Source organism: Taylorella equigenitalis ATCC 35865 (genome assembly GCF_000276685.1).
Taxonomy (GTDB): Bacteria; Pseudomonadota; Gammaproteobacteria; order Burkholderiales; family Burkholderiaceae_B; genus Taylorella; species Taylorella equigenitalis.
The window spans coordinates 879,727-905,488 of the sequence record NC_018108.1 but is presented as its reverse complement, the minus strand read 5'-3'; the positions used below and the strand labels follow the sequence as shown (position 1 = coordinate 905,488).

The following is a 25,762-nucleotide window of genomic DNA, read 5'->3' as shown; positions in this document are numbered from 1 at the left end:
TATTCGCATAATGTATATTATGTAAAGTTATCTACGGAACTATATTAGATGGATAAGCTTAAAAATAAACTTCTCTTTCAGTCAAATTCATATATCGATGGAAATTGGTTTGTCACCGATAAAAATTTCGAGGTAACTAACCCAGCTTCTGGGGAAGTTATTGCCCATGTGTCTGATTTATCTATAGAACAAGCCCTTAATGCTATTAATAAAGCTGCAGAATCTCAAAAAACATACAAAAAACTAGTTGCCAAAGATAGAGCCAAACTTCTTAAACAATGGTATGAGCTGATTTTGGAGAATATAGATGATTTAGCCCGTATTATGACTATTGAGCAAGGTAAGCCTTTAGCAGAGGCTAAACGTGAAATAATGTCAGGGGTCGCATATATCGAATGGTTTGCCGAAGAATCAAAGAGAATATATGGAGATACTATACCAAGACCCTCCGATGACCGTAGGGTTATCGTGACCAAGGAGCCTATAGGTCTTTGTGCAGCAGTTACCCCATGGAATTTTCCTTGTTCTATGATATTGCGTAAAGCGGCTCCAGCTCTTGCTGCAGGCTGTTGTTTTATATTGCGTCCTTCTTCTAAAACCCCTCTTACAGCCCTTGCACTGGCTTCATTGGCTCATAATGCTGGATTTCCTGCGGGAGTGTTTAATGTAATTACGTCAAAAAGCCATGATATTGCCAACCTATTAACTACAGATGATCGAATTAAACATTTTAGTTTTACAGGGTCAACTGATATTGGTAAAAGGCTTATGTCACAATGTGCGAACACTGTTAAACGAGTTTCACTTGAATTAGGTGGCAATGCACCTTTTATCATCTATGATGATGCAGATTTAACAAAAGCTTTGGACGGAATTATAGTCAGTAAATTTAGAAATGCGGGACAGACCTGTGCCTGTGCTGATCGCATATACGTGCAAAAAGGCATATATCAGGATTTTTTAGAAGGATTTTTAGCTCGCGTTAAAAATTTGAAGCTAGGTTCTGGCCTTGATGCTGATACCACTACTGGTCCTTTAATAGATGAAGATGCTTTAATTAAGATTAAGGAAAATGTGGCAGATGCATTATCTAAAGGAGCCAAAGTTGAAGTTGGCGGTCAAGTATCTTCGTTGGGAGGTCTGTTCTTTGAGCCTACAGTCCTTACTAATGTAAATAAGGATATGAAGGTTGTGTATGAAGAGAATTTTGGACCTTTAGCTGCTGTAATACCTTTTGAAACTGAAGCTGAAGTTATAACCATGGCAAACGATACACCCTATGGTTTAGCTTCATATGTGTATACTCAAGATTTAGGGCGTGTAGTCAGGACATCTGAAGAGCTTGAGTATGGTATGGTAGGTATAAATGCGGGCAATTTCACCAATGAAACTGCTCCCTTTGGAGGAGTTAAACAATCTGGATTAGGTCGTGAAGGTTCTAAATACGGTATTGATGACTATGTTGAAATTAAATTTATATTGATTTCTGGTATCTAAATTTAATATGGAATAACGGATTTATCACTAAATAAAATAGTTATAAGTTTTTAAAAGTTCCATCCCAAAATTCAACATGATCGGCAACATCTGGTCTATCTTTTACTGGTTTTTCCGACTGAGGTGTACCAACTAAAATCATCCCCATGTATTTATAATCCAATGAATTAAAACCTATGGCTGATTGAAATTCATCAAAATATGTGGCAATACCAGTAGACCAAAACAATCCGTACCCCATGCTTTCAAGACAATTGATTAAATTCATAGTTGCACACGCAGTTGATATAACTCTTTCATCCTCGGGGATTCTAGTGTTCTGATAGTCCATATGACATGCAACTAAAATAATCATAGGAACTTTAGAATATAGTTTTCTTATGATTTCTACTTTATCTTCAGGCATACGTTGGTCAGAATTCTGCCTAATATCGATAGCATAATTAGTAAATTTAAGAATCTTTTCCCTGCCCTCAATCACCTTAAATCGCCATGGTCTAAGTTTTCCATGGTCAGGTGCAGCCATAGCAGCTCTGAAAGCAAGATTCAGCTCATCCATACTTGGTGCAGGATCTGCAATATCTTTCATCGAAGAACGGTTAATAATTGAAGTAATTAATTTATTTTCCATAGGAAATCTCATTTAATCTAATCAATGCTTTCATGTCACTTACGGCTTTATAAAGTCCATCAAAAACAGATTGTGCAATAAGAGAATGCCCAATATTTAATTCAGAAATACCTTCTAACTTAATGATGGGAACAACATTTTTAAAGTTTAGTCCATGACCTGCATTAACTTTGAGACCTAGTGTTTTAGCCTCTCTTATGCATGTTTTTAATCTTTCTAATTCAGTATTTACCTCTGCCCCACTCGACTTATCGGACAATTCTGCATATGCTCCCGTATGGAGTTCAATAATTTTCGTACCAGCATCATATGCGGCTTTAATTTGATTTACATCGGGGTCTATAAATAATGAAACTCTAATCCCAGAATCAGATAATTTACTCACTGCACTTTTAATTAAATCAAAATGTGTTACCACATCTAACCCACCCTCAGTAGTTAGCTCTTCCCTTTTTTCAGGTACAAGACATACATCCTTAGGTTTAGCTTTTATGGCAATGCTCAACATTTCCTCGGTGATAGCACATTCAAGATTCATATGAGTCAAAAGCCTGTCTTTCATTTCGAAAACATCCTTATCCTGGATATGTCTTCTATCTTCACGTAAATGTAAAGTAATAAAATCTGCCCCAGCAGATTCAGCCAACAAAGCAGCTTCTATGGGGTCTGGATAAAGAGTTCCTCTTTGTTGTCTAAGGGTTGCTACATGATCAATATTTACGCCTAGTTTAATCATTTGGTTGATTGCTCCCATCCGCCTCCTAAAGCTTTATATAAATTAACTTTAGCTTGAAGACTTTGCAAAAGAGAATTTAGGTATGCTTGTTTAGAGTTTAGAACGCCTAATTGTGCTTGCTGGACTTGTAAAAAATTATCAATGCCAGCTTCATATCTCATAAAGGCAAGTTTTGAATTTTGCTCCATTAATTTTGCTTGTTCAGAAGAGTTTTTTAATTGATTCTCGCTTGATTCGATAGTAATCAAAGCATCATTAACTTCCTTGAAGGCGGTATAAACGGTTTTTTCGTAGTTTACAACTGCAATTTCTTTTCTAACAGTTGCTAAATCTTTGGCATTTTTAAGAGCACCTGCTGCAAAGATTGGCAATGTTACCGTAGGAGTAAAATTCCAAGTTTCATGGTTAGGTGTAAATAATTTATTTAAATCACCACTAACTAACCCAAACAATCCAGTTAATGAAATGGAAGGAAAAAAAGCAGCTCTAGCGGCACCTATATCCGCATAAGTTGATTTTAAGTTATGTTCAGAAGCAATAATATCTGGTCGTCTTGTTAGCAATGATGAAGGCAAACCTGGAGGCAAGTCTTGAACTATTTTTTTATTAAAAACATTAGTCTGATTATTCAAATTCAGAACATCCTTAAATGAAATACCAGTCATTAGTTGCAATGCATTATATGTAAGAGCTTTATTTTTAAGAGTCTCTTCAAGTTTGCTTTGAGCGGTTAAAACTGATGATTGAGCTTGATTCAATTCGAGTTGTGAAGCCAGACCTACACTAAATTTTTGTTTGATTAGATTATAAGTAGTGTTGTATGAGTTAAGAATATCTCTAATGATTTTTTCATTTTCACTTAAAACCGCATATGCAAAATAAGTATTTGCAACTGCTGCGATTAGGTTTATCTGAGCAGCTTTTTGAGCAGACTCAGTTGCAAAATATTTTTGAAGGGCGGATTCATTTTGATTTCTTATTTTTCCCCAAAAATCAATTTCAAAATTATTTATACCCAATCCCACAATATATGTTCTTTGTATGCCTGCTCTGGGTACCTCAGATACATTTTGCCTAAAAGATGCCCCTACTTTTGGAATTAACTCTGAAACTGAAATTCCATATTGCGATTGGGCTGCTAACACGTTAAGCGATGCTTGTTTGAGATCATGATTGTTTTCCAATGCTAATTGAACAAGTTTTTTTAATGTTTGATCTACAAAAAAACTTTCCCACTTTAAATTCGCAACTGAAACCTGGTTAGTAGAATTGTTATTAAAAGTATCAGGAAGAGAAATATCTGGAGTTTCATATTTAGGTGCGAAGTTGCAAGCCGTTAGAAACGCAGTGCTGGCAATGATAGACAATCGAATAAATTTCATAATTACTCTCCTTCTATGCCAGAAAGTTCTCTTTCTGTCTCATATATATCCTGTTTGAGGTGAGTAAGTTTTTCTTCTTCCTCAATTCTTAATTTTGAAGAATCAGATATTTTTGCTTTAGGTTTAAAGAGTTTTAAAACAACCACAAAAAACACAGGTACAAAAGTTACAGAAAAAGGAGTAGCAGCAAGCATACCACCTAATACGCTAAATCCTATTGCTTTTTGACTTGCAGCACCTTCGCCTGTAGCCATAGTTAGAGGTATGACACCCATAATAAAGGCCAAAGATGTCATAACAATAGGTCTAAAGCGAAGATGAGCAGCATCTACAGCTGCTTCCCATAAATCTTTTCCTTCAGCGACAGCATCCTTAGCGAATTCCACAATCAAAATTGCATTTTTAACTGATAGCCCCATTACCGTTATTAATCCAACTTGAAAATAAATATCATTAGCTAAGCCTAAAAAACGAGTAATCATAACTGTACCAAATATACCCATTGGTACAATCAAAATTGCGGCTAATGGTATAGTCCAGCTTTCGTATAACGCAGCCAAAACTAAAAAAATGACCAATACAGCTAAACCAAGCATAATAGGTGCTTGATTTCCAGCTTGAACTTCTTGATAGGAAAGCCCAGACCACTCTACACCATAGCCTTTTGGAAGTTTTTGACTAACTGTGTCTTCTACTGCTTTCATAGCATCACCATTAGCATAGCCAGGTGCTGGTGTTGCAGATATATTTATAGCTTCATAGCCATTAAATCTTTTAACTTGAGATGGTCCGTTTGACCACGAAGTAGTAACTAAGTTACTTATATCTACTAATTGGCCATTAATATTCTTAACTTTTAGTTTAAGGATATCGTCTAAGCTATCTCTATAGTCACCCTCAGCTTGTACCCAAACATTTCTTAATCTTCCTTCAAGTGGAAATTTACCTGCCATGGAGGATCCCATTGCCACCCTAATGACATTTGCTATAGATGCAATTGGCACACCTAAAGTTGCAGCTTTTTCCCTGTTAATTTTGAGGTCCAATTGAGGACCTGGACCAATTCCAGAAATACGAGGATTAACTACAATACCTGATTCGTTTAAATGTTTTACTAGTTCATTTGCTGTTTTATATAGTTCTGAAGAACCAAAATTACCCCTATCCTGAAGTTGAAATTCAACCCCTTGGGCAGTACCTAAAGATGGTATGGACGGAGGCACAATACTAAATACAATCGCATCTGGAATGCCGTACATCAATGCTCCAGTAGCTGCCCCAGCTATAGCAGGTGCGGACTGATCTGGACGCAATCTTTGATTAAAGGGTTTAAGTGTTGTAAATGCTAAACCAGCATTTAATCCAGTTCCATTAAAGCTAAATCCCCTAATACCTATAAAGTTTTCAACTAGAGGATTTTTCATGTAATAAGCACCAACTTGATCGATAACATCTTGCGTTCTTTTTGCAGAAACGCCAGTAGGTAGAACTATATTAGTCACCACATACCCCTGGTCTTCTTGAGGTAGAAATGAAGTAGGTAATCGAGAGAATGTAAAAAAGGTTCCAAAAACTAATCCTAAATATAGAATCATCATAAAGAAGCTTTTTCTTATAAGTGAGGCTACACCTTTTGAATATCTTCCAGTTACCCATTCAAAAGATCTATTAAACCATCCAAAAAAGCCTCTTTTACTATGCGGGTCCTTAGTTACTGGTTTAAGCAATGTGGCACATAATGCTGGAGATAACGTAATTGCTAAAAACCCTGAAAATGCTATTGAAATTGCCATGGTAACTGCAAACTGCTCATAAATAATGCCTGCAGATCCTGACATAAATATTAGAGGGAAAAACACAACAATTAGTACTAATGTAATACCTATTATGGCTCCCGAAATCTGTGGCATAGCCTTGATAGTGGCCGCTTTAGGTGGTAGTTTTTCGGTGGCCATAATCCTTTCAACGTTTTCTACAACCACAATGGCATCATCAACTAAAATACCTATGGCTAGCACCATTGCAAACATAGATAAAATGTTTATTGAATAACCTAAAGCCAAGAGCACAGTTATTGTTCCTAATAGGGCTATGGGTACCACAATCGCAGGAATAAGTGTATATCTCCAATTCTGTAAGAATAGAAACATAACGATAAACACTAGAACTATAGCTTCAATTAAGGTATTAAAAACTTTATTTAAAGTAGATTTAACATAAGGTGTGCTGTCATACGGGATAGAGTATTTAATACCTTCAGGAAAAAATGAAGACAATTGTTTTAGTTCTTCTAATACCAAACCATTAGTCTCGATTGCATTAGCCCCAGGTGCTAGAGATATGGCAAATGATACATTTGCTTTTCCATTTAAGGCTGCAGAGAAAGCATAAGATGAATTACCAATTTCAATATTAGCAACATCTTTAAGCTTCACACTAGAACCATCTGGTCTGGCTGTTAAAACTACATTTTTAAAATCTTCTACCGATTGGAGTTGTCCATTTGCAGTTATTACTGCAGTAAACGTTTGCTCTTCGGGTACAGGAGGTGAACCCAGAACTCCAGCTGAGATACTTATATTCTGACTTGTTATAGCATTAACTACATCAGTAATTGTTAGGTTAAAGGAAGACAATTTGTTAGGATTAACCCATACCCTAAGAGATTTATTTGCCCCAAAAACCTGAAACTGACCGACGCCTTTAAGAGAGGTCAAACTATTTTTTATATTGTTTTCTATGTAGTCAGCTAATTCCAATGGAGTGAATTCGTTATTAGGAGAATATAACGAGCCAATCATCAAAAAATTTGAATTTTTTCTACTAAAAGTTAAACCTTGCTGAATTACTGCTGCTGGTAGTTGTGAAGTTATATTTGAGACGACATTTTGAACGTCAATTTGTGCTAAAGCTGGATCTGTACCTGGCTCGAATGTTACAGTGGTCGATGCCATTCCATTGGTACTTGTGGTAGAAGAATAATAAATCATATTCTTAACACCACTTAATTGCGATTCGATTACTGATGTAACTTGATCAGATTGCTCTTGCGGAGAAGCACCTGGATATATAGCGGATACAGTAACACTTGGAGGTGCTACTTCTGGATATTGTGATATAGGCATATTTGTAAGAGAAATATACCCAAATAATGAAATCAATATAGCGACAACCCATGCGAATATGGGTCTGTGGATAAAGAAATTAGCCATTCTTCATTCCATTTTTATTAGTTTGTGGTTTTGGATTTGCTTTAGTGTTTTCTTTTTGTCTAGCACTGGCATCTTTAGATTGTGCATTTTGCATATTAGGTTTAGTGCCCATAACTCCTTTTTGCTCTTTAGACCAAGGTATACCTTTAACGGGCATGCCAGGTCCAATTTTAGAGATACCTTCGACGATTAAAGATTCACCTCCATTTAAACCAGACTCAATTATTATGTTTTGGTCAATTTGTCTACCAAGTTTTACAGGCTTAATTGCTACTTTATCTTGCTCAACAACAAAAACCATACTTGAGCCATCATCACGCCTCATAACAGCTTGGTATGGCACTACTACCATATTATTTGTAACGCCATGCTCAATTAAAATTTGAACATACATACCTGGCAATAATGTGGTATCAGGATTTGGAAATATAGCTCTAAGCTTTACCATTCCTGTACTAGGATCCACGAAGACTCCCGAGAAAAGTAATTTACCTGTTTCTTTGTATATGGAACCATCCTCAAGAACCAATTTAACAGGTAACTCCTCTTTAGATGCAAATTTTATTTTTCCAGATGAAGCTATGTTTCTAAGATTAGATAACTCGGCAGTAGATTGTGAAAAATCAACATAGACACGAGATAAATCCTGAACTTGAGCTAAGGGTGTAGCCTGTGCAGCACTTACTAATGCACCCTCTGTAACTAAAGCCTCTCCAATGGTTCCATCGATAGGAGATGAAACTTTAGTGTAGGATAGATTGATTTTTGCCTGCTCAACATTTGCTTTAGCTGCGGTAACACTTGCTTGAGCTTGTTTAACATTAGCCATAGCATTTTCGTATTCTTGCTGTGAAATGGCTTTTGAATTAATTAATTTTTTATATCGTGACGCTAGAGAGTTGCTCTGAGATGAGGCTGCTAAGGCTTGATTGTATGCTGCTATAGCTGCATCATAAGAAGCTTGATAAGTTGCAGGATCTATTTCGAAAAGTACATCCCCCTCTTTTACTTTTGACCCTTGCTCAAAGTTAATGTTTTCTACAATTCCACTAACTCTCGCCCTAATTTCGGCGTTTTTTATTGCAGATACCCTTCCTGATAATTTACTAGTCAAAACACTGTCCGATCGAGTCACTTTTGTTACAGCAACATTCATAGGTGGTCTTTTAGATTGGTCGGCTTTTGAAGGGTCTTCTTTTGAGCAGGCCGTCAAAAACAACCCAATGACAACCACTGACCACATCAATTTGTTAGACAGTTTCAGAGAACTCATATATATTATTTTGAAATAGAAATAGATATGTTAAGATTTTTTATAAACCTAAGGGAAAATACTAGTAAATATAAATTAAAAGGATAGATTCAAATTATTTCTATCAATTACTTAAATAGTTTTAAATAACTACCTATCTCTTTTGACATCTCTACCGCTTCAAGTTCAGTATGATTTTGTACAACTTTCGCCCTTTTTAAAAGCGATTCGTAACTTATATTTAATTTGGGTCCTTTGAAACCAAGAACTACCCTATTGCCATCCAAAGTTTCCTCGAATTCAACTGCAAAATCAAAAATATCTTTTATATGTTTTACATTTTTTTTATAACTTTTGTGATAGCCAAAAAGATTTACTGACATCACACCGATATCATTTAGATTGTTATAGCAATCTTTATAAAACTTCTTATTTCCTGCTACAGGTCCTTCAGCTTCATAGTTATACAAATCAACTAAAAGCAGATCGCAGGCTATTAAATTATGTTTTATCCACTTTCTAGCGTCTGCATGTATGACAGTAATCCTATCGGAGTCTGGCAATCTAAATTCTGCAATTGCACATTGCGTTACTTGAGGATTCCATTCTATGCAATTAAATGAAGTATTTTTTGTGCAATATCTATAACAAGACTTAAGCAGAGATCCAGCACCAAGTCCTAAAATATTTACTGTTTTAACTTGAGATGTTTCAAGAAAAAGTAACCAAGCCATCATCTGACGTGTATACATAAAATACAAGTGATTAGGATGTGTCAGTTGCATCGCTCCTTGAATAAACCGACTTCCAAAGTGAAGATACTTCATGCCGTTTTCTATGGAGATGCTTGGCTCATCGTATATAGGATGAGGTTCAATAATTTTCTTGGTTTTTTTGCTCAAAACTATCTCCATTCTTATAAAATACAATTATAAAAACCTTCTTCTTCGATTTCACAACATGCCATTATCAAGTCTTGTTCTTATTCCTTTGATTGCAAGTCTTATAGCCATGCTTTTGCCTACAAATGCTCGTAATAGAGAAGCATGGTTATCTGGTTTAGTTGCTACCTATTGTGTAGGATATTTGATTTACTGTGCACCAGATATTTTTAGTGGTGATATCCTGATACAGAAAATCGATTGGCTACCTTTTTTACATTTAAATTTTATCTTCCAATTAGATGGTTTTTCATGGGTATTTGCTTTATTAGTATCTGTGATGGGTCTTTTGGTTGTTATTTATGCCCGTTATTACATGGATCCTGCTGATCCTGTCCCTCGCTTCTTTTCCTTCTTTCTGATATTTATGGCCTCCATGATGGGTGTCGTTATATCGGGGCACTTAATTCAGCTTGTTATTTTCTGGGAGATGACATCCTTAAGTTCTTTTATGCTTATAGGATACTGGCATCATAGGTCCGATGCTCAAAGGGGAGCTAGAATTGCTTTGACGGTTACAGCTCTTGGGGGATTTTGCCTATTAGCTGCTATGCTTATAATTGGCAATGTTGTCGGATCCTACGAGTTTCAAGCTGTTCTTGATTCCACTGAACTTATAGCAGATCATCCCTATTACCCGATAATCTTAATATTACTTGTAATTGGTGCCTTAACAAAAAGTGCTCAATTCCCATTCCACTTTTGGTTGCCTAATGCTATGGCTGCCCCAACGCCAGTATCAGCGTACCTTCATTCAGCTACATTAGTAAAAGCTGGTGTAATTCTATTGGCTAGATTTTGGCCAGTTTTGGCAGGTACCGATTTGTGGTTTTGGACAGTCGGATTATCGGGTTTATTGTCTTTGACGTTAGCGGCCTACATTGCCACTTTTCAAAGAGATATGAAATCGGTATTGGCTTATTCAACTATAAGTCACCTAGGATTGATTACTTTACTACTAGGTTTAAATAGTAAGCTAGCCCTAGTTGCAGCCATTTTTCACATGATAAATCATGCGACCTTTAAAGCTTCTCTCTTTATGGCTACAGGCATTGTAGACCACGAAACTGGAACTCGTGATATGTCTGTACTTAGTGGATTAAGGCGTTATATGCCTATTACTACCACTTTAGCTATAGTTGCCGCTGCAGCCATGGCAGGTGTTCCGTTGTTAAATGGGTTTATTTCTAAGGAGATGTTTTTCTCTGAAACTCTTACAACTGACGATGCACGTGCTTATATACTTCCCATATTGGCACTGATTGCGGGTATTTTTAGTGTAGCTTACTCCTTCAGATTTGTTATCAAAGTGTTTTTTGGCCCTAACCCAACTGACCTTCCTAGAAAGCCTCACGATCCAAATAAATTCATGCTTCTTCCAAGTGCATTTTTGGTGTTTATGTGTATTGCTATTGGTATTTTGCCAGGTTATATCGTTGAACCAATTCTTAAGGTGGCGATGTCCGCTTTATTCCCTTATGAGGATTTTGAATTTAGTTTGCATGTATTCCATGGATTTAACATACCCCTAGTAATGAGTATACTTGCCCTTTCGTTTGGGTTTATCGTATACCTTATTCTTAAACCATATAACAAAACATTTCTAAATAGACCTATAGGACTGCGAAGGTTTGAAGGTAGAGATATTTTCGATTGGATACTGGATAGAATAGATAATATTGCCTACACCATAATTAATTACATTTCATCTAATAAATTACAGTCTCAAATTTTTGCCATATTGTTTGTTTCTGTTGTTGTGGCTACATTGCCATTAATAGGTTTCGACAAATGGTATAGATTGCCAAAATTAAATTTTGATATTTCTTTTGCAATTTTGTGGATAGCAGGCTGTGCAAGTGCCGTTGGAGCAGCTTATCAAGCTAAATACAATAGATTTAGGGCTATAGTTTTAGCGGGAGTTGCAGGAGTAATAACATGCATTACCTTTGTATGGCTTTCTGCTCCAGATTTAGCACTTACACAAGTTGTTATTGAGGTAATTAATGTAGTGTTGCTTTTATTAGGTTTGCGATGGCTGCCTAGAGTGACAAAGGTTGAAAAAATAGAAGCTTATACAGCTAAGCATTTAAGATATATTCGAGACGGTGCATTGGCAGTTACTATAGGACTGGGGCTTGCATTTTTAACCTATCAAATTACCACACGTGACACAATTCCATCTGTAGGTAAGTTCTTTTTGGATAATGCTTACTCTTTAGGTGGTGGTAGAAATGTAGTAAATGTGATTTTGGTTGATTTCCGTGCATTTGATACCTATGGTGAGATAACTGTTTTAGGTATTGTGGCACTTACTGTTTATGCTCTTCTTAGGAGATTTAGACCTCCCAAAGAGACTTTGGTTAAATCATCTAAACGCAATCGTACTCTATCACCAGATATAGTTCCTATATCTGAATCTAGACACCTTCCTAAAGGAACTATGCTAGCCCCAACAGTACTAGCTAGACTTATTATGCCTTTAATTAGTGTTATAGCCTACTTCTTCTTTTTTAGAGGGCATAATTTACCTGGAGGGGGGTTTATAGCTGGAGTTATCTTTGCTATTGGTGTAATTATTCAATATATGATAAGTGGTATACGTTGGGTAGAGGAGTTATCTAGAATTAGACCTCATAATCTTCTTTCAGGAGGTTTATTATGTGCAGCTATAGCTGGCATCTATCCTATGTTTCATGGGTTACCATTTCTTTCAGCGATGGCCTATCATTTTCATCTGCCATTATTGGGAGATATTCATATTTCAAGCGTAATACTATTTGACCTTGGGGTCTTTATGCTTGTTATTGGTTCAACTACATATATGTTGGTTGCCTTAGCCCATCAATCACTTAGATCGAGCAAATCTTAAAGGTTTATTATGGAACTCATTTATTCAATTGCAGTTGGTGTATTAGCAGGGTCAGGTGTATGGCTATTGTTGAGGCAGAGAACTTTTCAAATTCTTATAGGAATTAGCTTACTTTCATACGCAATTAATCTTTTTATATTTGGTACAGGTCGACTTGTTGTTGGTAAAGCCCCTCTTCTTCAAAAAAGTTCTGATTCCTTGGTTTATGCAGACCCTGTTCCTCAGTCACTCGTATTGACAGCGATTGTTATAGGTTTCGCTTTAACTGCTTTAATACTAGTTATGATTTTGGCTCAAAGAGGTCTTACAGGTTCTGATCACGTTGATGGTCAAGGTGATTAGTTGATGCGTAACAGTTATATTTTTTCTCATTTGCCACTTTTATGTATATTAATACCCATGTTTTCTGGGGCATTGATGTTATGGCTTAAAGAGAAAAGAAGACCAATCAATAAAATCATAGCCATTATTTCAACAATTACTTTGTTATGGGTTTCTGCTACTTTAATGCAGGCAGTTAGTGGAAAATTCACTGAATCAGCACCTAATAATATCTATGTTTATTTATTAGGTAATTGGGAGGCTCCATATGGAATTCTACTTGTAGTAGATAGACTTTCAGCCTTAATGGTTTTGCTTTCAAGTATTTTGGGATTAATGTGCTTAATTTATGCTACTTCTTTATGGGATAGGGCTGGAGTGCATTTCTATCCGTTGTTTTCTTTTATTTTAATGGGCGTTAATGGTGCTTTTTTAACTGGAGATTTATTTAATTTATTTGTATTTTTTGAAATATTTTTATCAGCTTCATACGGTCTGCTTTTGCACAGTTCCAATCAATCTCGTGTGACTTCAGGTTTCCAATATATAGTGGTCAATTTGATTGGCTCTTTTTTACTGCTTATTGGGATTTCAATGATTTATTCAGTAACTGGAACATTGAACATTGCAGATATCGCCCTAAAAGCTGGAGAAATGACCTCTGACTACAGAACCCTTTTCGAAGTGGCCTGTGCTTTGTTAGCCACAGCTTTCTTAATAAAAGCAGCTGCATGGCCTCTCTCCTTTTGGCTTACTAATGCTTATTCATCGGCAGTAGCACCTGTGGCCGCTTTTTTTTCAATTATGACCAAAGTTGGGATTTACGCCTTATTAAGGGTAGGATCTTTATTATTGCCTACAGGTGCTCCTGGTGCCTTTGGGGGGCAATGGCTTTACTTCATAGGATTAGGCACTCTTATATACGGTTCGCTGGGATTATTAAGCGAAAAGAAATTTTCTAGAATGGTTTCATTTTGCGTCATTATTTCATCAGGTACGTTATTAACAGCTTTAGGTATGCCAGGAGTTGCCTTAACTGGCCCATCTTTATATTATTTAGTCAGTTCCGTATTTGCTGTCGCCACTGCTTTTTTGTTAGTTGAGATAATTTCAAGAACAGAAGATACTCCACAAAACGTTTTAAACACAACTCTTGAAGCTTTTGGGATTGATGATTCTGATAATCAATCTGACTATTCTGGAGAAGTTGTAGGAGTTTCAATACCAGCAGCATTGGCTTTTTTAGGCTCAGCATTTATTGTCTGCACATTAATTATTGCGGGTCTACCACCTTTTTCTGGGTTTATAGCTAAATTTGCACTTTTGTCTCAAGCTGTATCATTAACAAGTATTCAGTCAGGATCGGCACCAATTTATGCTTGGTTCTTAGTGGGATTTATGATTTTCTCAGGAATGGTGACTGTTATAGTAATGAGCCGAACTGGTATTAGAGTGTTTTGGGCTAACAAAAATTTAAACTCTCCAAAATTGAGTATTAGAGAGGCATTGCCAATATCTATATTGATTGGTTTATGTTTATATATAACTATATTTGTTAATGATGTAATGGTCTACATGAATGCGACAGCAAAATCATTAGACAATCCTGCAGAATATGTAGAGGCCGTCTTTAGTAAAAAACCTGCTAAACAATCATCAGGCTTTTATAACTCAGAGGGAAATCCATTATGAATAAAATGTTTTTTTGGGTGCCTTTGACTCTGATTTTGACTGTAATATGGGTATTACTATCAAATTCGTTAGATGCTTCTCAGGTATTGTTGGGTTTCACTGTAAGCATGATTATGGTTATGCTTTCATTAAGAATGCGACCACATTTAGCATATCCCAGAAAAATTTTTACCATCTTTAAGCTCTGCGGATTAGTTTTATTTGACATGATTACATCAAATTTACATCTTATAAGACATATTCTTTGGAATAGTAAAGATGTTAATCCTGGTTATGTATATATACCCTTAAAGATTAGGGATCCTCATGCAATTGCATTTTTGTCTTGTATTGTTACTTACACGCCTGGCACTGTCTGGGCTAGTCTATCTGAAAAGGACTATATTCTTAGACTTCATGTATTGGATTTACATGATGAACATGTTTGGTATGAAACGATTAAAAATAGGTACGAAAAGCCTCTAATGGAGATTTTTGAGTGAGTATAGATATTATTATTTATTCGATTTACTACTCATTGTTGTGTCTTTCTATAGGTACACTAGCGAGTGTGTATCGTGTTTTTAAAGGACCAAGTCCTGAAGATAGAGCTTGGGCATTAGATGCAATTTATATTAACGGCATGCTTATAATTGTGATTCTTGGTATGTTATTCCAATCATCTTGGTATTTTGAAATCGCATTTCTAATGGCTCTTTTGGGGTTTGTTGGAACTGTGGCACTTGCTAAGTTTTTATTGAGAGATGAGGTCATAGAACCATGAACGATATACCATTATGGGCGACTATTTTAATAGCCATATTTTTAGTTATTGGTAGCACTGTTACGATGATTGGATCTATAGGTTTAGTTAAATTTAAAAACTTTTCCAGTAGAATTCACGCAACTGCTCTGGGTAGTACTTTAGGTACACTCTTAGTCATGATTGCCTCTATGGCATTTTCGTATTTTCTTCATGACAGAGTGTTTTTTCACGAAATTCTTTTAGTTATAGTGCTATTTATAACCTCCCCAATCTCTACATCTTTGATGCTACGTTCTTATACATTAAGAATGGAAAGATTGGGGATACATGATTAAATTAGTTGGGTTTTTTTCCAGTTCTAGGGTCATACTTAATCATCAAATCATAAATTGACTTAAGATTTTTTTGCTTAGCGTAATCAATCGCACTTAGGCGTTTTTGGTCAATCGCTTTGGGATCAGCCCCAGCCTCTAATAAAATTTTAACTGTTTCTATACTTGAAGCCTTAACAGCCATAATCAGAGGTGATGAACCATCTGGTGAAGGTGGATTAGGAATTGCACCTTTAGATAGTAAAAACTGTGCCATATCTGATTTACCAGTAGATGCAGCGTAATGCAAAGGAGTCCATCCAAATTTATTTACCTTTGCTCCCTTTTTGATTAGTAATTGTGCCATCTCAATATCGCCTGTTATAGCGGCATACATTAGAGGTGATTCTCCAAAACTATTTTCATGATTAACATTGAATTTAGGGCTCTGAGCAATTTCCATAGCAGCTTCTCTGTTTTTTTCACGTATTGCAACTATAAACGGAGTGTGACCATTTTTATTTACTATATTTGGATTTTGCCCTTGTTCAATTTGCTCCGTAATTGATTTAACCTTGTTGTTCTCAGCTGCATTGAAAAATGATGCATTATCAGCATTCGCAACCCCCATAGTTACTGCACTTAATAAAACACATGAGATTAGTGATTTCAAATACATATTTCCTCCTAAGAAATTTGTTTTATTTTAGAGAATAGGTTGTAAAAATTTTTAGTAGTTTGATCGCCAACTTCATCCAGAGAAATTTCCTTAAGTTCGGCGATTTTCTCCGCAACATGCATTACATAAGATGGATCATTTCTTTTTCCTCTATATGGTACAGGTGCTAAATAGGGTGAATCAGTTTCAATTAAAAGCTTGTCTAATGGCACGAATTTTGCAACTTCATGAACTTGAGTTGCGTTTTTAAAAGTGACAATTCCTGACATGGATATGTAGAAACCCAAATTTAAGGATTCTCTAGCCATATCTATGTCCTCAGTAAAACAGTGCATAACACCACCACACCTTTCAGCCCCCTCTTCTTTAAGAATTTTAATAGTATCTTTTGGTGCTTGTCGCGTGTGTATAACTAACGGCACCCCAGCTTCAATTGCAGCTCTAATATGAATACGAAATCTATCTCTTTGCCACTCTAATGGCTCACTTAATCGATAATAATCTAATCCACATTCCCCAATAGCAACAACTTTAGGGTGTCTGGTATATTGAACTAGATCTTCAACGCTAGGCTCTTCTGTGTCCTCATAATCTGGATGCACACCAACAGATGCGGACAAATTAGCATGCTTTTCTACTAAATTTAATACATTATCCCAGTCAGGTTTATTAACGTTTATACATAAAGCGTGTTCTACAGAATTTCGCTTCATTCTATCCAAAATATCATCTAAATCCTGAATTAGTTCAGGAAAATCCAAATGGCAATGCGAGTCTACAAACATATTTTTATCCTTATTTTCCAACGCATATATAAACCTTTTGTAGGCATGAATGAATAAATAACTTCTTATTTAGCGGATGAGATGAAAGCCTTTGCCTATCAATCAAATATTTCCATAAATCTGTAAGCTTAAGGGCACTACTTTTTGTGGCAATGCTCCTAATCTCGCCCTCTAAAGATTTATAGAACCTAACTTCTAGCCCGTTTATTGATAATAGCAAATCAGCAACCAAAGATTGCAAACTATTGACCCACTGTGTGTTTGGGATTTTGTCTAACTTATCTACAAAAAAATCGTAATCAATTTGAGTTCCAAAATTAAGGTTTTCTATAAAATCTGAAATCCAAAAATGAACTGGTTCATACTCCGATGAACTTAGCTCAAGGGCTTTTAAAGGAGCTCCAGATGCCATTAATAACAATTCATTTGCGTTTTGTAACCCTTTTTCTATAAGCCAATCGGTCGCTACTTCTGGGGTTGGGATTGGCAATGAAAGTCTTTGACATCTAGATAAAATAGTTGGCAATACTTTTTGAATAGCATGAGTAAATAATAAAAAAACAGTATCCCCTAGAGGCTCTTCTAAAATTTTAAGTAATGAGTTAGAGGAAGCCTGATTTAATGTTTCAACTGGACCTAAAACTATAACTTTGCTACTTCCTAGAGATGGACTAAGAGTAAAGAACTCTTCTAATTCTCTAATCTGATCTATCTTAATTTCTAAAGAAGGTTTTCCTCCTGTCGAAGGATTAAAAGACGAATATTCCTCTAATTCTTTATTCGAAATTTGATAATGCTCTCTCAAACTTTCAGGCACAACAACTCTAAAATCGATATGATTGCCCTTATCCATCAAATGACATGATGAACAGCAGTTGCAAGCAAAGGGGTTAGCATTTTTGCAAAGTATAGTCTTAGCAGCTGTTAAACAGAAATCAAATTTACCAATCCCTTCTTGACCATAGATAAGCCATGCATGCGAGAATCTATCTTTGGATTGAATCCAAATTTTTGCTATATCTAAATGCCAAGGGTAAAACTCTTTAACTTCCACTTCAAGCGCCAATAAAATTCATTAAAACTTGATTAACAAGTCTTCTAACAACAGTAACTGAGTGAGAAGAATCGATAATTTTAATTCTGTCAGGTTCATAATTTGCCATGCTTAAATACTGATTTCTAACTCGATTAAAAAAATCTTCATCAAGCACCTCAAATTTATCAACAGACCTACCATTAGATAATCTATCCCTAGCAACTTCCAAGGGAACATCAAACAACAAAGTCAAATCAGGAGTTAAATCAGGATGTACGATATTTTTTAAATCATTAATCACATCAATTGAAAAATCTCGACCACCACCTTGGTAAGCTAAAGTCGAATCAGTAAATCTATCGGAGATAACTATTTTTCCTTCTCTTAAGGCTGGCAATATAATCCCATACACACTTTCACTTCTTGAGGCAAACATCAATAGCACCTCTGTAAGTGAATTCATAGGTTGAGTTAGCAGAATTCCACGAAGCACCTCCGAAAGAGCATTGCCCCCAGGTTCTCTGGTAACTACTACCTCCCTACCCAAACTTTCAAAAAAATCGACAATATATTCAATATGTGAGCTTTTTCCAGCTCCATCGATACCCTCAAGTGTTATAAAATACCCTCGCATATTAATTTTTCTTCAATATATATTTATTCACGTTTGCATTATGCTCAGATAAAGTTTTAGCAAATGCACTTGTCCCATCACCTTTAGAAACAAAATATAAATAATCATGCCTCTCTGGATGTAGTGCGGCTCTTATAGACTCGAGTCCTGGGCTGGCAATAGGAGTCGGTGGCAATCCCTTACGAATATAGGTGTTCCAAGGAGTGTCGGTCATTAAATCAATTTTTCTAATTTTGCCTTGATACTTGTCCCCCATTCCATAAATAACCGTAGGGTCAGTTTGTAAAAGCATATTGTGGTTTAATCTATTTATAAATACTCCAGCGATTTTGCTTCTGTCTGATTTCTGACCAGTTTCTTTCTCTATTATTGAAGCAAGAATCAAAGCTTCATAAGGTGATTTCAAAGGTAAATCAGGTGCTCGATTTGCCCACTCTTTATCCATGATTTCATTACCTTTCTTATAAGCAACTCTAAGAATATCAATGTCTAGGTTTCCTGGTGTGTATTTATATGTATTTGGATGAATTAAACCTTCAAGTGATTTGATTTCTGAGGGAGCACCGAAATTTTTAAGAATTTCTTCATCAGTAAGATTGGATATACTTTGTTTTAAATCGTCTTTAGATGCAAAGGCTTGTTTTATCTGCTTAAGGCTCCATCCCTCAATAAGCACTAGTGAGCTGTAATATCTATCGCCCTTATCCATCTCTTCTAAAATTTGGATTAGGGTTTGACCATCATTTAATTCATATGCACCTGGATGAACTTTAATAGGTGCATTTTGAAGCTCTTTGTATTTAGCATAAATTCTTATGATTACACTAGACGCATCAGAGTTAGTCGCTTTATCAATTAATTCTCCAACTTGTGTCAGATTACTTCCATTGGGTACATCAATTAATTGTCTATGTCCATTAACTTCTAAAGGACTATTCAAATTTTTATAAACTAAATAACCTCCTATACCAAGAATTATAACTGTTAATAGGAAGAGGATAATTAAAAATTTGAATATAAATTTGATCATAGTTGGGCTTGATAAACAGGTGTCTTAGTATTTTAGCTTATATGTAGGGTCTTATTTGATAAGGAAATCCAATTGAAGTAAGCTTAATAAAAATCGTTTTTTTATTCTTATGATTAATCAATTTGCTTTATTAAAACTATCAGGAGCTGATGTTCGAAATTTCCTTCAAGGTCAACTTACACAGGATATAAATCGAGTATCTGCTGGACAGGCACAATTTTTTGGTTACTGCAATAATCAAGGAAGATTACTTGCTACAGGAGTTATGTGGTCTGATAGTGTTGACGAAACTAATATAGATGAATCAATCTTTATGATGGTTCACAAAAGCATTGCCACCTTGCTACAAAAACGATTAAGTATGTTTGTTTTAAGGGCAAAAGTTTTAATAGAACAAGTAGAGTCTTCAATTCAGGCGGTATATGAACCTGAAAGCGACTTAACCAACGGAGGTACGCCTCATTTTCCATTACTGCATTGCGATAAAGGTGCTGGTTTGTTTTCTGTAGGATTTCCAAGCCCTAACGCTAATATTAGTAGGAAATTAATAATAAAACTTATTGAGCATAAGGGTGTTGAAAGAGAAGATGAAGACCAGAAATGGGCTACTCAAGATATTCTTAGCGGTTTGCCGTGGATTACTGATAAAACGTATGAAAAATTCTTAGCTCAAAGCTTGAATTTAGATATCATAAATGCAATAAGTTTTAATAAAGGGTGTTATGTGGGTCAGGAGGTTATTGCTAGATTACATTACAAGAGCAAGCCTAAAAGACGTGCATTTCCTGTGAGGTTTAGTGAGCATTCTCTTATAGAGGGTGCTGACATTTATGATTTCGGAAGTGTTATTAATATTTCTCACTTTGAGGGGGGTAACTATGTATTAGCTGAAATACAGCTAAGTAGTTTAGAGAGCCTACATAATCAATCTGACCTGGAATTGATTCCTCTTCCATACATGATTAATTTGAGTCAAACTTAACTTTTCTTCTTTTTTGAGCTTCTTTTTTTAGTATGCCCATTTTGGCTATATCTGCCCTTCTCTTACGTGAAATCATTGGGTCAAATATTAAGGGTCTGCAAATTTCAATTCTATCTTTGTCTCGAAGAACATAATTTTTAGGGACTTTTTTTCCAAATATAGAAATACCACGACCTGATGTTTCAAAGGGGCAATGTGCAAGGGCATCGGACATAAGGGTGCCTTGTTTTAGTAATAGATCTTTAGATTCAATAGTGCCGTCGGAGTTTGAACAAATAAATTCAACGACTATAAGATTAGAGACTTGCTTCTCCATATTTGGCTTGTGCTCTTTTGGTAAAAGAATCTATAAAGGTGCTTGCAATGGTATTAAATACAGGCCCTACTATTAATGCTAAGGGTTTACTTTTAAAATCATATTTAAGGTCGAATGAGACCTTACAGGCGTTTTCTGCTAGAGGTTTAAAATTCCATTCTCCTGACAGTGCGGAAAAAGGACCTTCTACAAGAGTTAGACTGATTTTTGTTGGAGGAGTATTAAGATTTTTAGTAGTAAATGACTGTTTTAGTCCGGCAATACTAATAACAACTGTAGCTATCAGTGTTGAGTCAGTTCTTTGTATTTCCGTGGCACCACCACACCATGGCATGAATTCTGGATATTCTTTTACGTTATCAACTAATTCAAACATTTGACTCGCAGAATATGGAACTAAAACAGATTTTTTAATAACAGGCATTTTGCTTATAACCTATTTGTTTTCATTATTCTTTCTTTTTGGCGCTGCCAATCTCGTTCTTTAAGAGTGTCGCGCTTGTCATGGTCTTTTTTACCTTTTGCAAGACCAAAATCCAATTTAATCTTTCCTGCTTTGTAATGGAGATTTAAGGGGATTAATGTATACCCTCTTTGTTCAACCTTACCTATTAGTTTATTGATTTCTCTACGATGCATAAGAAGTTTTCTTGTTCTGTATGCTTGAGGATGAACATGAGTAGATGCAGATAAAAGCGGATTTACGTGCATGTTAAGCAAGAAAAGTTCTCCATCTCTAACTATAACGTAAGTATCATGCAATTGAACTTTTCCAGCTCTAATGGCTTTGACTTCCCAGCCTTCTAACACTAAGCCCGCCTCGAACTTATCCTCTATAAAATAATCGTGACGGGCTCTTTTGTTTTCGGTAATGCTCATTAAGGATTTATTTTATTATTTTTATGTGTATCCAATATTGTAAGAGCAGAAGCAACTAAACCACCCATGTCAGCCATATTACTAGGTAAAATTAGAGTATTACCTTTCTTAGCTAGTTCTCCAAAAGCATCAACGTACTGTTCACCTATTTTAAGGTTTACAGCTTCACGTCCACCAGGTTGATTAATTGCTTGAGCAACTTCTGAAATCGCTTTTGCAGTAGCTTCAGCAATTCTTCTAACCGATTCAGCTTCAGCTTCTGCTTTATTGATTTGGGCTTGTTTTTCACCTTCAGATCTATAAATATCAGCAGTTCTTTGAGCCTCTGCAATATTTACTTTCTCTCTACTTTCACCTTCAGAAACCGCAATTCTAGCCCTTTTGTCGCGTTCAGCAGTGATTTGTTGTTGCATGGCTTGAAGAATTGCAGTTGGAGGTGTTAAGTCTTTAATTTCGTAACGGAGTACTTTTACTCCCCAAGTTGCTGCAGCCTCATCCAATACTGAAACCACTTCCGCATTGATAACTTCACGTTCCTCAAAAGTTTTATCTAGTTCCATCTTACCGATAACGGAACGTAATGTAGTTTGAGCTAATTGTGTAATAGCAGAAATATAGTTAGATGAACCATAAGAAGCAAGTTTTGGATCAGTTACTTGGAAATATAAGACACCATCTACTTGAAGTTGAGTATTATCCCTAGTAATACAAATTTGAGACGGTACATCTAATGGAATTTCTTTTAGCATATGTTTATATGCAACTTTTTCAATTAGTGGCACAACAAATTGAGGTCCTGGTGTAAGAACCCTATCAAACCTACCTAATCGCTCTACAACCCAAGCATGTTGTTGAGGAACAATAGCTACCGATTTGAAAATTAAAATAATCACAAGGACAATCAGAATTATCCAAAATATATCTAATGGTGACATATATCTCTCCCCCTTATTCCACCTTAAATCCAACTGGTTCTAAAACTAAAACTAAACCATTGATTGCCATTATTTTATAGTAACCGCTATTTTCTGGTATAGAAGTGATATGATCTGCCAAAATTGCCTGCCATTGAGCACCCCTATAATTTACCTGTGTACGACGATTTCCATTCCATGAATTTACAAAAATCGAAGTTCCAATATCAAGATTTACGTTTTTATCTAGTGCAGGTTTTTTAGCAGGTGATTTTCGTATACCAAACACTCTTAAAAAGAAAATGCTAGAAAGGGATATAAGTGCAAAAGCACCTAAAGACCAATATAAATGCAACTCAAAGAAAGCAAGAACACCTGCTGCTAGTAACCCAATAGAGATAAATAACAGAAAAAAACCACCCGTCATTAGCTCTAAGATTAAGCAAATAGCAGACAGGGCAAACCATACCCACATCATATTATTCTCCTAGTTTTTGCCAAGTTTCGACTACAGTATCAGGGTTGAGAGAAATTGATTTTATACCTTTTTCCATCAACCATTTAGCAAAATCTGGATGATCTGAAGGTCCCTGACCACAAATTCCAATGTATTTGTTTGCTTTGACGCATGCTCCAATGGCACGTTCAAGTAGGAATTTAACTGCAGGATCTCTTTCATCAAAATCTTGAGCTAGTAGTTCCATACCAGAATCCCTATCTAAACCTAAACTTAGCTGAGTCATATCATTTGATCCGATTGAGAACCCGTCGAAATACTCTAAAAATTCCTCAGCAAGAATAGAATTAGTAGGAAGTTCACACATCATAATTAGACGTAGACCACTCTCCCCTCTCTTCAAACCATTTTGAGCAAGAAGTTCTACAACTCTTTGAGCTTGCTTAACTGTTCTAACAAAAGGAATCATGACTTCAACATTTGTTAGCCCCATATCTTCACGAACTAGTTTTAATGCCTCACACTCCATTTTGAAACATTCACGGAAATCATCGGCAATGTATCGTGAAGCACCTCTAAAACCCAACATAGGATTTTCTTCCTCTGGCTCATAACGAGTTCCGCCGACTAATTTACGATATTCATTAGATTTAAAGTCGGACATACGAACTATTACTGGTTTTGGATAGAAGGCTGTGGCAATAGTAGCGATTCCTTCAGCTAGCTTTTTCACAAAAAAGGCTCTTGGGCTTTCATATCCTCTAGCTGCAGACTCTACCGCTTTTTTCAAATCAGAATCTACGTTTGGATAATCCAAAACTGCTTTAGGATGGATGTTAATATTGTTATTAATAATAAATTCCAACCTAGCTAAACCTACACCGTTATTCGGAATTTGGGCAAAATCAAAGGCTAACTGTGGATTACCTACGTTCATCATGATTTTTACAGGAATTTGTGGCATGTCCCCACGTACTACATCCTCAACTTCAGTTTCAAGTAAACCGTCATAAATCTTACCCTCATCTCCTTCGGCACACGATACAGTAACTTGCATATCATTTAGAAGGACTTCAGTCCCATTGCCAGTGCCAACAACGGCAGGAATTCCAAGTTCCCTAGCGATAATCGCTGCGTGACATGTTCGACCGCCACGATTTGTAACTATGGCCTTAGCTCTCTTCATAACTGGTTCCCAATTTGGGTCAGTCATATCGGTTACCAGTACATCACCTTCTTTAACCTCATCCATTTGATCAAGGTCGTGAATAACTTTTACTTTGCCAACTCCAACTTTTTGACCAATGGCTCTACCAGAACAAATTACCTGACCAGTAGCCTTAAGTTTGTACCTTTGCTGAGAAGCACCGCTTGACCCCTCAGACGATTTAACAGTTTCAGGTCTCGCTTGAAGAATATATAACTTACCATCAACACCATCTTTACCCCACTCTATATCCATGGGTCTTTGGTAATGCTTTTCAATAATCATTGCGTATTTAGCTAGCTCAATAACTTCATTATCAGATAATGAGAATCTATTTCGTTCAACTGGTGAAACGTCAACCGTCCTTACTGATGATTCCCCTGGTTTACGCTCGCTATTAAATTCCATTTTTATGAACTTAGAGCCTATCCTTCTATTAACGATAGGGTATTTTCCTTGATTCAAAGATTCTTTGGAAACGTAGAATTCATCAGGGTTTACAGCACCTTGTACTACAGTTTCACCTAAGCCATATGATGATGTAATAAATACAACCCCAGGGAAACCAGATTCTGTATCCATAGTAAACATTACACCTGCACTACCTACATCTGATCTCACCATTCTTTGTATACCTGCTGACAACGCCACTTCAGCATGTTCATAACCCTTATGAACCCTATAGGAAATAGCCCTGTCGTTATAAAGAGAGGCAAAAACGTGGCGAATCTTGTCCAGCACATCGTCTATACCCTCAACATTTAAATATGTTTCTTGTTGACCAGCAAATGATGCATCTGGAAGATCCTCAGCAGTAGCAGAAGAGCGAACTGCAAAACTTCCATTACCATCCGAATCTAATTTTGCAAACTCTTCTCTGATTGCACTTTCAAATTCTTTTGAAAAGGGTGCTTCAATTATCCACTGACGGATTTCCTGACCGGCACTTGCCAATTCGCGAACATCCTCTGGATTAAGTGCTTTTAACTTATCTGAAATTTTTGATTCAAGTCCTGAATATTTCAAAAAATCCCGAAAAGCTTGTGCAGTTGTGGCAAAGCCACCTGGCACCCTAACACCAGCTGAAGATAGCTGAGAAATCATCTCACCGAGCGAGGAGTTTTTGCCCCCAACAATATCTACATCCTGCATACGAAGATGCTCAAAAGGTATAACATAAGACATAGGTCTCTCCAATAATAAAAAAAGCCAATTTATTAAAAAATCTGTAAAAAAATTTTTAAATAAATA

The 25,762-nt window shown here is 36.1% G+C and carries 25 protein-coding genes; 8 read left to right on the top strand and 17 right to left on the bottom strand.

Going from position 1 to position 25,762, the window contains the following annotated elements; translation table 11 throughout:
- Positions 1-48 precede the first annotated feature (48 nt).
- A complete protein-coding gene (locus KUI_RS04145; protein WP_013522591.1) occupies positions 49-1,497 on the top strand; it encodes an NAD-dependent succinate-semialdehyde dehydrogenase in 1,449 nt (482 codons plus the stop codon).
- Between the two features lie 40 nt (positions 1,498-1,537).
- Here the strand turns inward: KUI_RS04145 and KUI_RS04140 are convergent, their stop codons facing one another.
- The 6 genes from KUI_RS04140 to KUI_RS04115 form a co-directional block, all read right to left on the bottom strand.
- Complete coding sequence (locus tag KUI_RS04140; protein WP_225971968.1) at positions 1,538-2,128, bottom strand: nitroreductase family protein; 591 nt, start codon at positions 2,126-2,128, stop codon at positions 1,538-1,540.
- Entirely contained in the window at positions 2,118-2,864 is a 747-nt protein-coding gene (locus KUI_RS04135; RefSeq protein ID WP_014840374.1) for a pyridoxine 5'-phosphate synthase, read from the bottom strand. The genes KUI_RS04140 and KUI_RS04135 overlap by 11 nt, the downstream gene beginning before the upstream one ends.
- The gene (locus tag KUI_RS04130; RefSeq protein ID WP_013522588.1) at positions 2,861-4,246 is read right to left on the bottom strand and encodes an efflux transporter outer membrane subunit; all 1,386 of its coding nucleotides are present in this window, start codon (positions 4,244-4,246) and stop codon (positions 2,861-2,863) included. The genes KUI_RS04135 and KUI_RS04130 overlap by 4 nt, the downstream gene beginning before the upstream one ends.
- 2 nt (positions 4,247-4,248) lie before the next feature.
- Positions 4,249-7,458, bottom strand: coding sequence for a multidrug efflux RND transporter permease subunit (locus KUI_RS04125; RefSeq protein ID WP_013522587.1), 3,210 nt, complete (start codon positions 7,456-7,458; stop codon positions 4,249-4,251).
- Positions 7,451-8,731, bottom strand: a complete 1,281-nt coding sequence (locus tag KUI_RS04120) for an efflux RND transporter periplasmic adaptor subunit (protein ID WP_225972080.1) — start codon at positions 8,729-8,731, stop codon at positions 7,451-7,453. The genes KUI_RS04125 and KUI_RS04120 overlap by 8 nt, the downstream gene beginning before the upstream one ends.
- A gap of 107 nt (positions 8,732-8,838) precedes the next feature.
- Complete coding sequence (locus KUI_RS04115) at positions 8,839-9,612, bottom strand: class I SAM-dependent methyltransferase (RefSeq protein WP_013522585.1); 774 nt, start codon at positions 9,610-9,612, stop codon at positions 8,839-8,841.
- Between the two features lie 58 nt (positions 9,613-9,670).
- On the opposite strand from KUI_RS04115, the gene KUI_RS04110 reads away from it, so the two are divergent.
- From KUI_RS04110 to mnhG, 6 genes are read left to right on the top strand one after another with little or no spacing between them, the layout of a single operon-like run.
- Positions 9,671-12,523, top strand: a complete 2,853-nt coding sequence (locus tag KUI_RS04110) for a monovalent cation/H+ antiporter subunit A (protein WP_013522584.1) — start codon at positions 9,671-9,673, stop codon at positions 12,521-12,523.
- Between the two features lie 9 nt (positions 12,524-12,532).
- Complete coding sequence (locus KUI_RS04105; protein ID WP_014840372.1) at positions 12,533-12,865, top strand: Na+/H+ antiporter subunit C; 333 nt, start codon at positions 12,533-12,535, stop codon at positions 12,863-12,865.
- Between the two features lie 3 nt (positions 12,866-12,868).
- A complete protein-coding gene (locus KUI_RS04100; protein WP_014840371.1) occupies positions 12,869-14,536 on the top strand; it encodes a monovalent cation/H+ antiporter subunit D in 1,668 nt (555 codons plus the stop codon).
- A complete protein-coding gene (locus tag KUI_RS04095; RefSeq protein WP_013522581.1) occupies positions 14,533-15,018 on the top strand; it encodes a Na+/H+ antiporter subunit E in 486 nt (161 codons plus the stop codon). The genes KUI_RS04100 and KUI_RS04095 overlap by 4 nt, the downstream gene beginning before the upstream one ends.
- Positions 15,015-15,299, top strand: coding sequence for a K+/H+ antiporter subunit F (locus tag KUI_RS04090; RefSeq protein ID WP_014840369.1), 285 nt, complete (start codon positions 15,015-15,017; stop codon positions 15,297-15,299). The genes KUI_RS04095 and KUI_RS04090 overlap by 4 nt, the downstream gene beginning before the upstream one ends.
- A complete protein-coding gene (gene mnhG, locus KUI_RS04085) occupies positions 15,296-15,616 on the top strand; it encodes a monovalent cation/H(+) antiporter subunit G (protein ID WP_013522579.1) in 321 nt (106 codons plus the stop codon). Before KUI_RS04090 ends, mnhG begins: the two co-directional genes overlap by 4 nt.
- Position 15,617: 1 nt before the next feature.
- Here the strand turns inward: mnhG and KUI_RS04080 are convergent, their stop codons facing one another.
- Genes KUI_RS04080 through mltG form a run of 5 tightly spaced genes read right to left on the bottom strand, consistent with a single transcriptional unit; the run spans position 15,618 to position 19,756 of the window.
- Positions 15,618-16,271 carry an ankyrin repeat domain-containing protein gene (locus KUI_RS04080; protein WP_013522578.1) on the bottom strand — a complete coding sequence of 218 codons (654 nt, stop codon included), beginning with the start codon at positions 16,269-16,271 and terminating at the stop codon, positions 15,618-15,620.
- Between the two features lie 8 nt (positions 16,272-16,279).
- Entirely contained in the window at positions 16,280-17,056 is a 777-nt protein-coding gene (locus tag KUI_RS04075; RefSeq protein WP_013522577.1) for a TatD family hydrolase, read from the bottom strand.
- A gap of 10 nt (positions 17,057-17,066) precedes the next feature.
- The gene (gene holB, locus KUI_RS04070; RefSeq protein WP_225971967.1) at positions 17,067-18,122 is read right to left on the bottom strand and encodes a DNA polymerase III subunit delta'; all 1,056 of its coding nucleotides are present in this window, start codon (positions 18,120-18,122) and stop codon (positions 17,067-17,069) included.
- Entirely contained in the window at positions 18,112-18,726 is a 615-nt protein-coding gene (gene tmk / locus KUI_RS04065; protein WP_014840368.1) for a dTMP kinase, read from the bottom strand. The genes holB and tmk overlap by 11 nt, the downstream gene beginning before the upstream one ends.
- 1 nt (position 18,727) lies before the next feature.
- Positions 18,728-19,756: an endolytic transglycosylase MltG gene (gene mltG, locus KUI_RS04060; protein ID WP_014840367.1), complete on the bottom strand. Its 1,029-nt coding sequence runs from the start codon at positions 19,754-19,756 to the stop codon at positions 18,728-18,730.
- Between the two features lie 109 nt (positions 19,757-19,865).
- Between mltG and ygfZ the strand changes: the two genes are divergently transcribed.
- The gene (gene ygfZ / locus KUI_RS04055) at positions 19,866-20,738 is read left to right on the top strand and encodes a CAF17-like 4Fe-4S cluster assembly/insertion protein YgfZ (protein WP_014840366.1); all 873 of its coding nucleotides are present in this window, start codon (positions 19,866-19,868) and stop codon (positions 20,736-20,738) included.
- Here the strand turns inward: ygfZ and KUI_RS04050 are convergent.
- From KUI_RS04050 to ppsA, 6 genes are read right to left on the bottom strand one after another with little or no spacing between them, the layout of a single operon-like run.
- Positions 20,719-21,054 (bottom strand): RnfH family protein, encoded by a 336-nt coding sequence (locus KUI_RS04050; protein WP_225971966.1) that lies wholly within the window; start codon positions 21,052-21,054, stop codon positions 20,719-20,721. The genes ygfZ and KUI_RS04050 overlap by 20 nt on opposite strands.
- Positions 21,035-21,478, bottom strand: coding sequence for a type II toxin-antitoxin system RatA family toxin (locus KUI_RS04045; protein ID WP_014840365.1), 444 nt, complete (start codon positions 21,476-21,478; stop codon positions 21,035-21,037). The genes KUI_RS04050 and KUI_RS04045 overlap by 20 nt, the downstream gene beginning before the upstream one ends.
- Before the next feature lie 5 nt (positions 21,479-21,483).
- Positions 21,484-21,933, bottom strand: coding sequence for an SsrA-binding protein SmpB (smpB, locus tag KUI_RS04040; protein WP_013522570.1), 450 nt, complete (start codon positions 21,931-21,933; stop codon positions 21,484-21,486).
- Complete coding sequence (locus tag KUI_RS04035) at positions 21,933-22,868, bottom strand: SPFH domain-containing protein (RefSeq protein WP_013522569.1); 936 nt, start codon at positions 22,866-22,868, stop codon at positions 21,933-21,935. The genes smpB and KUI_RS04035 overlap by 1 nt, the downstream gene beginning before the upstream one ends.
- 13 nt (positions 22,869-22,881) lie before the next feature.
- A complete protein-coding gene (locus KUI_RS04030) occupies positions 22,882-23,325 on the bottom strand; it encodes an NfeD family protein (protein ID WP_013522568.1) in 444 nt (147 codons plus the stop codon).
- A gap of 1 nt (position 23,326) precedes the next feature.
- Positions 23,327-25,696, bottom strand: a complete 2,370-nt coding sequence (ppsA, locus tag KUI_RS04025) for a phosphoenolpyruvate synthase (RefSeq protein WP_013522567.1) — start codon at positions 25,694-25,696, stop codon at positions 23,327-23,329.
- Positions 25,697-25,762: the final 66 nt, after the last annotated feature.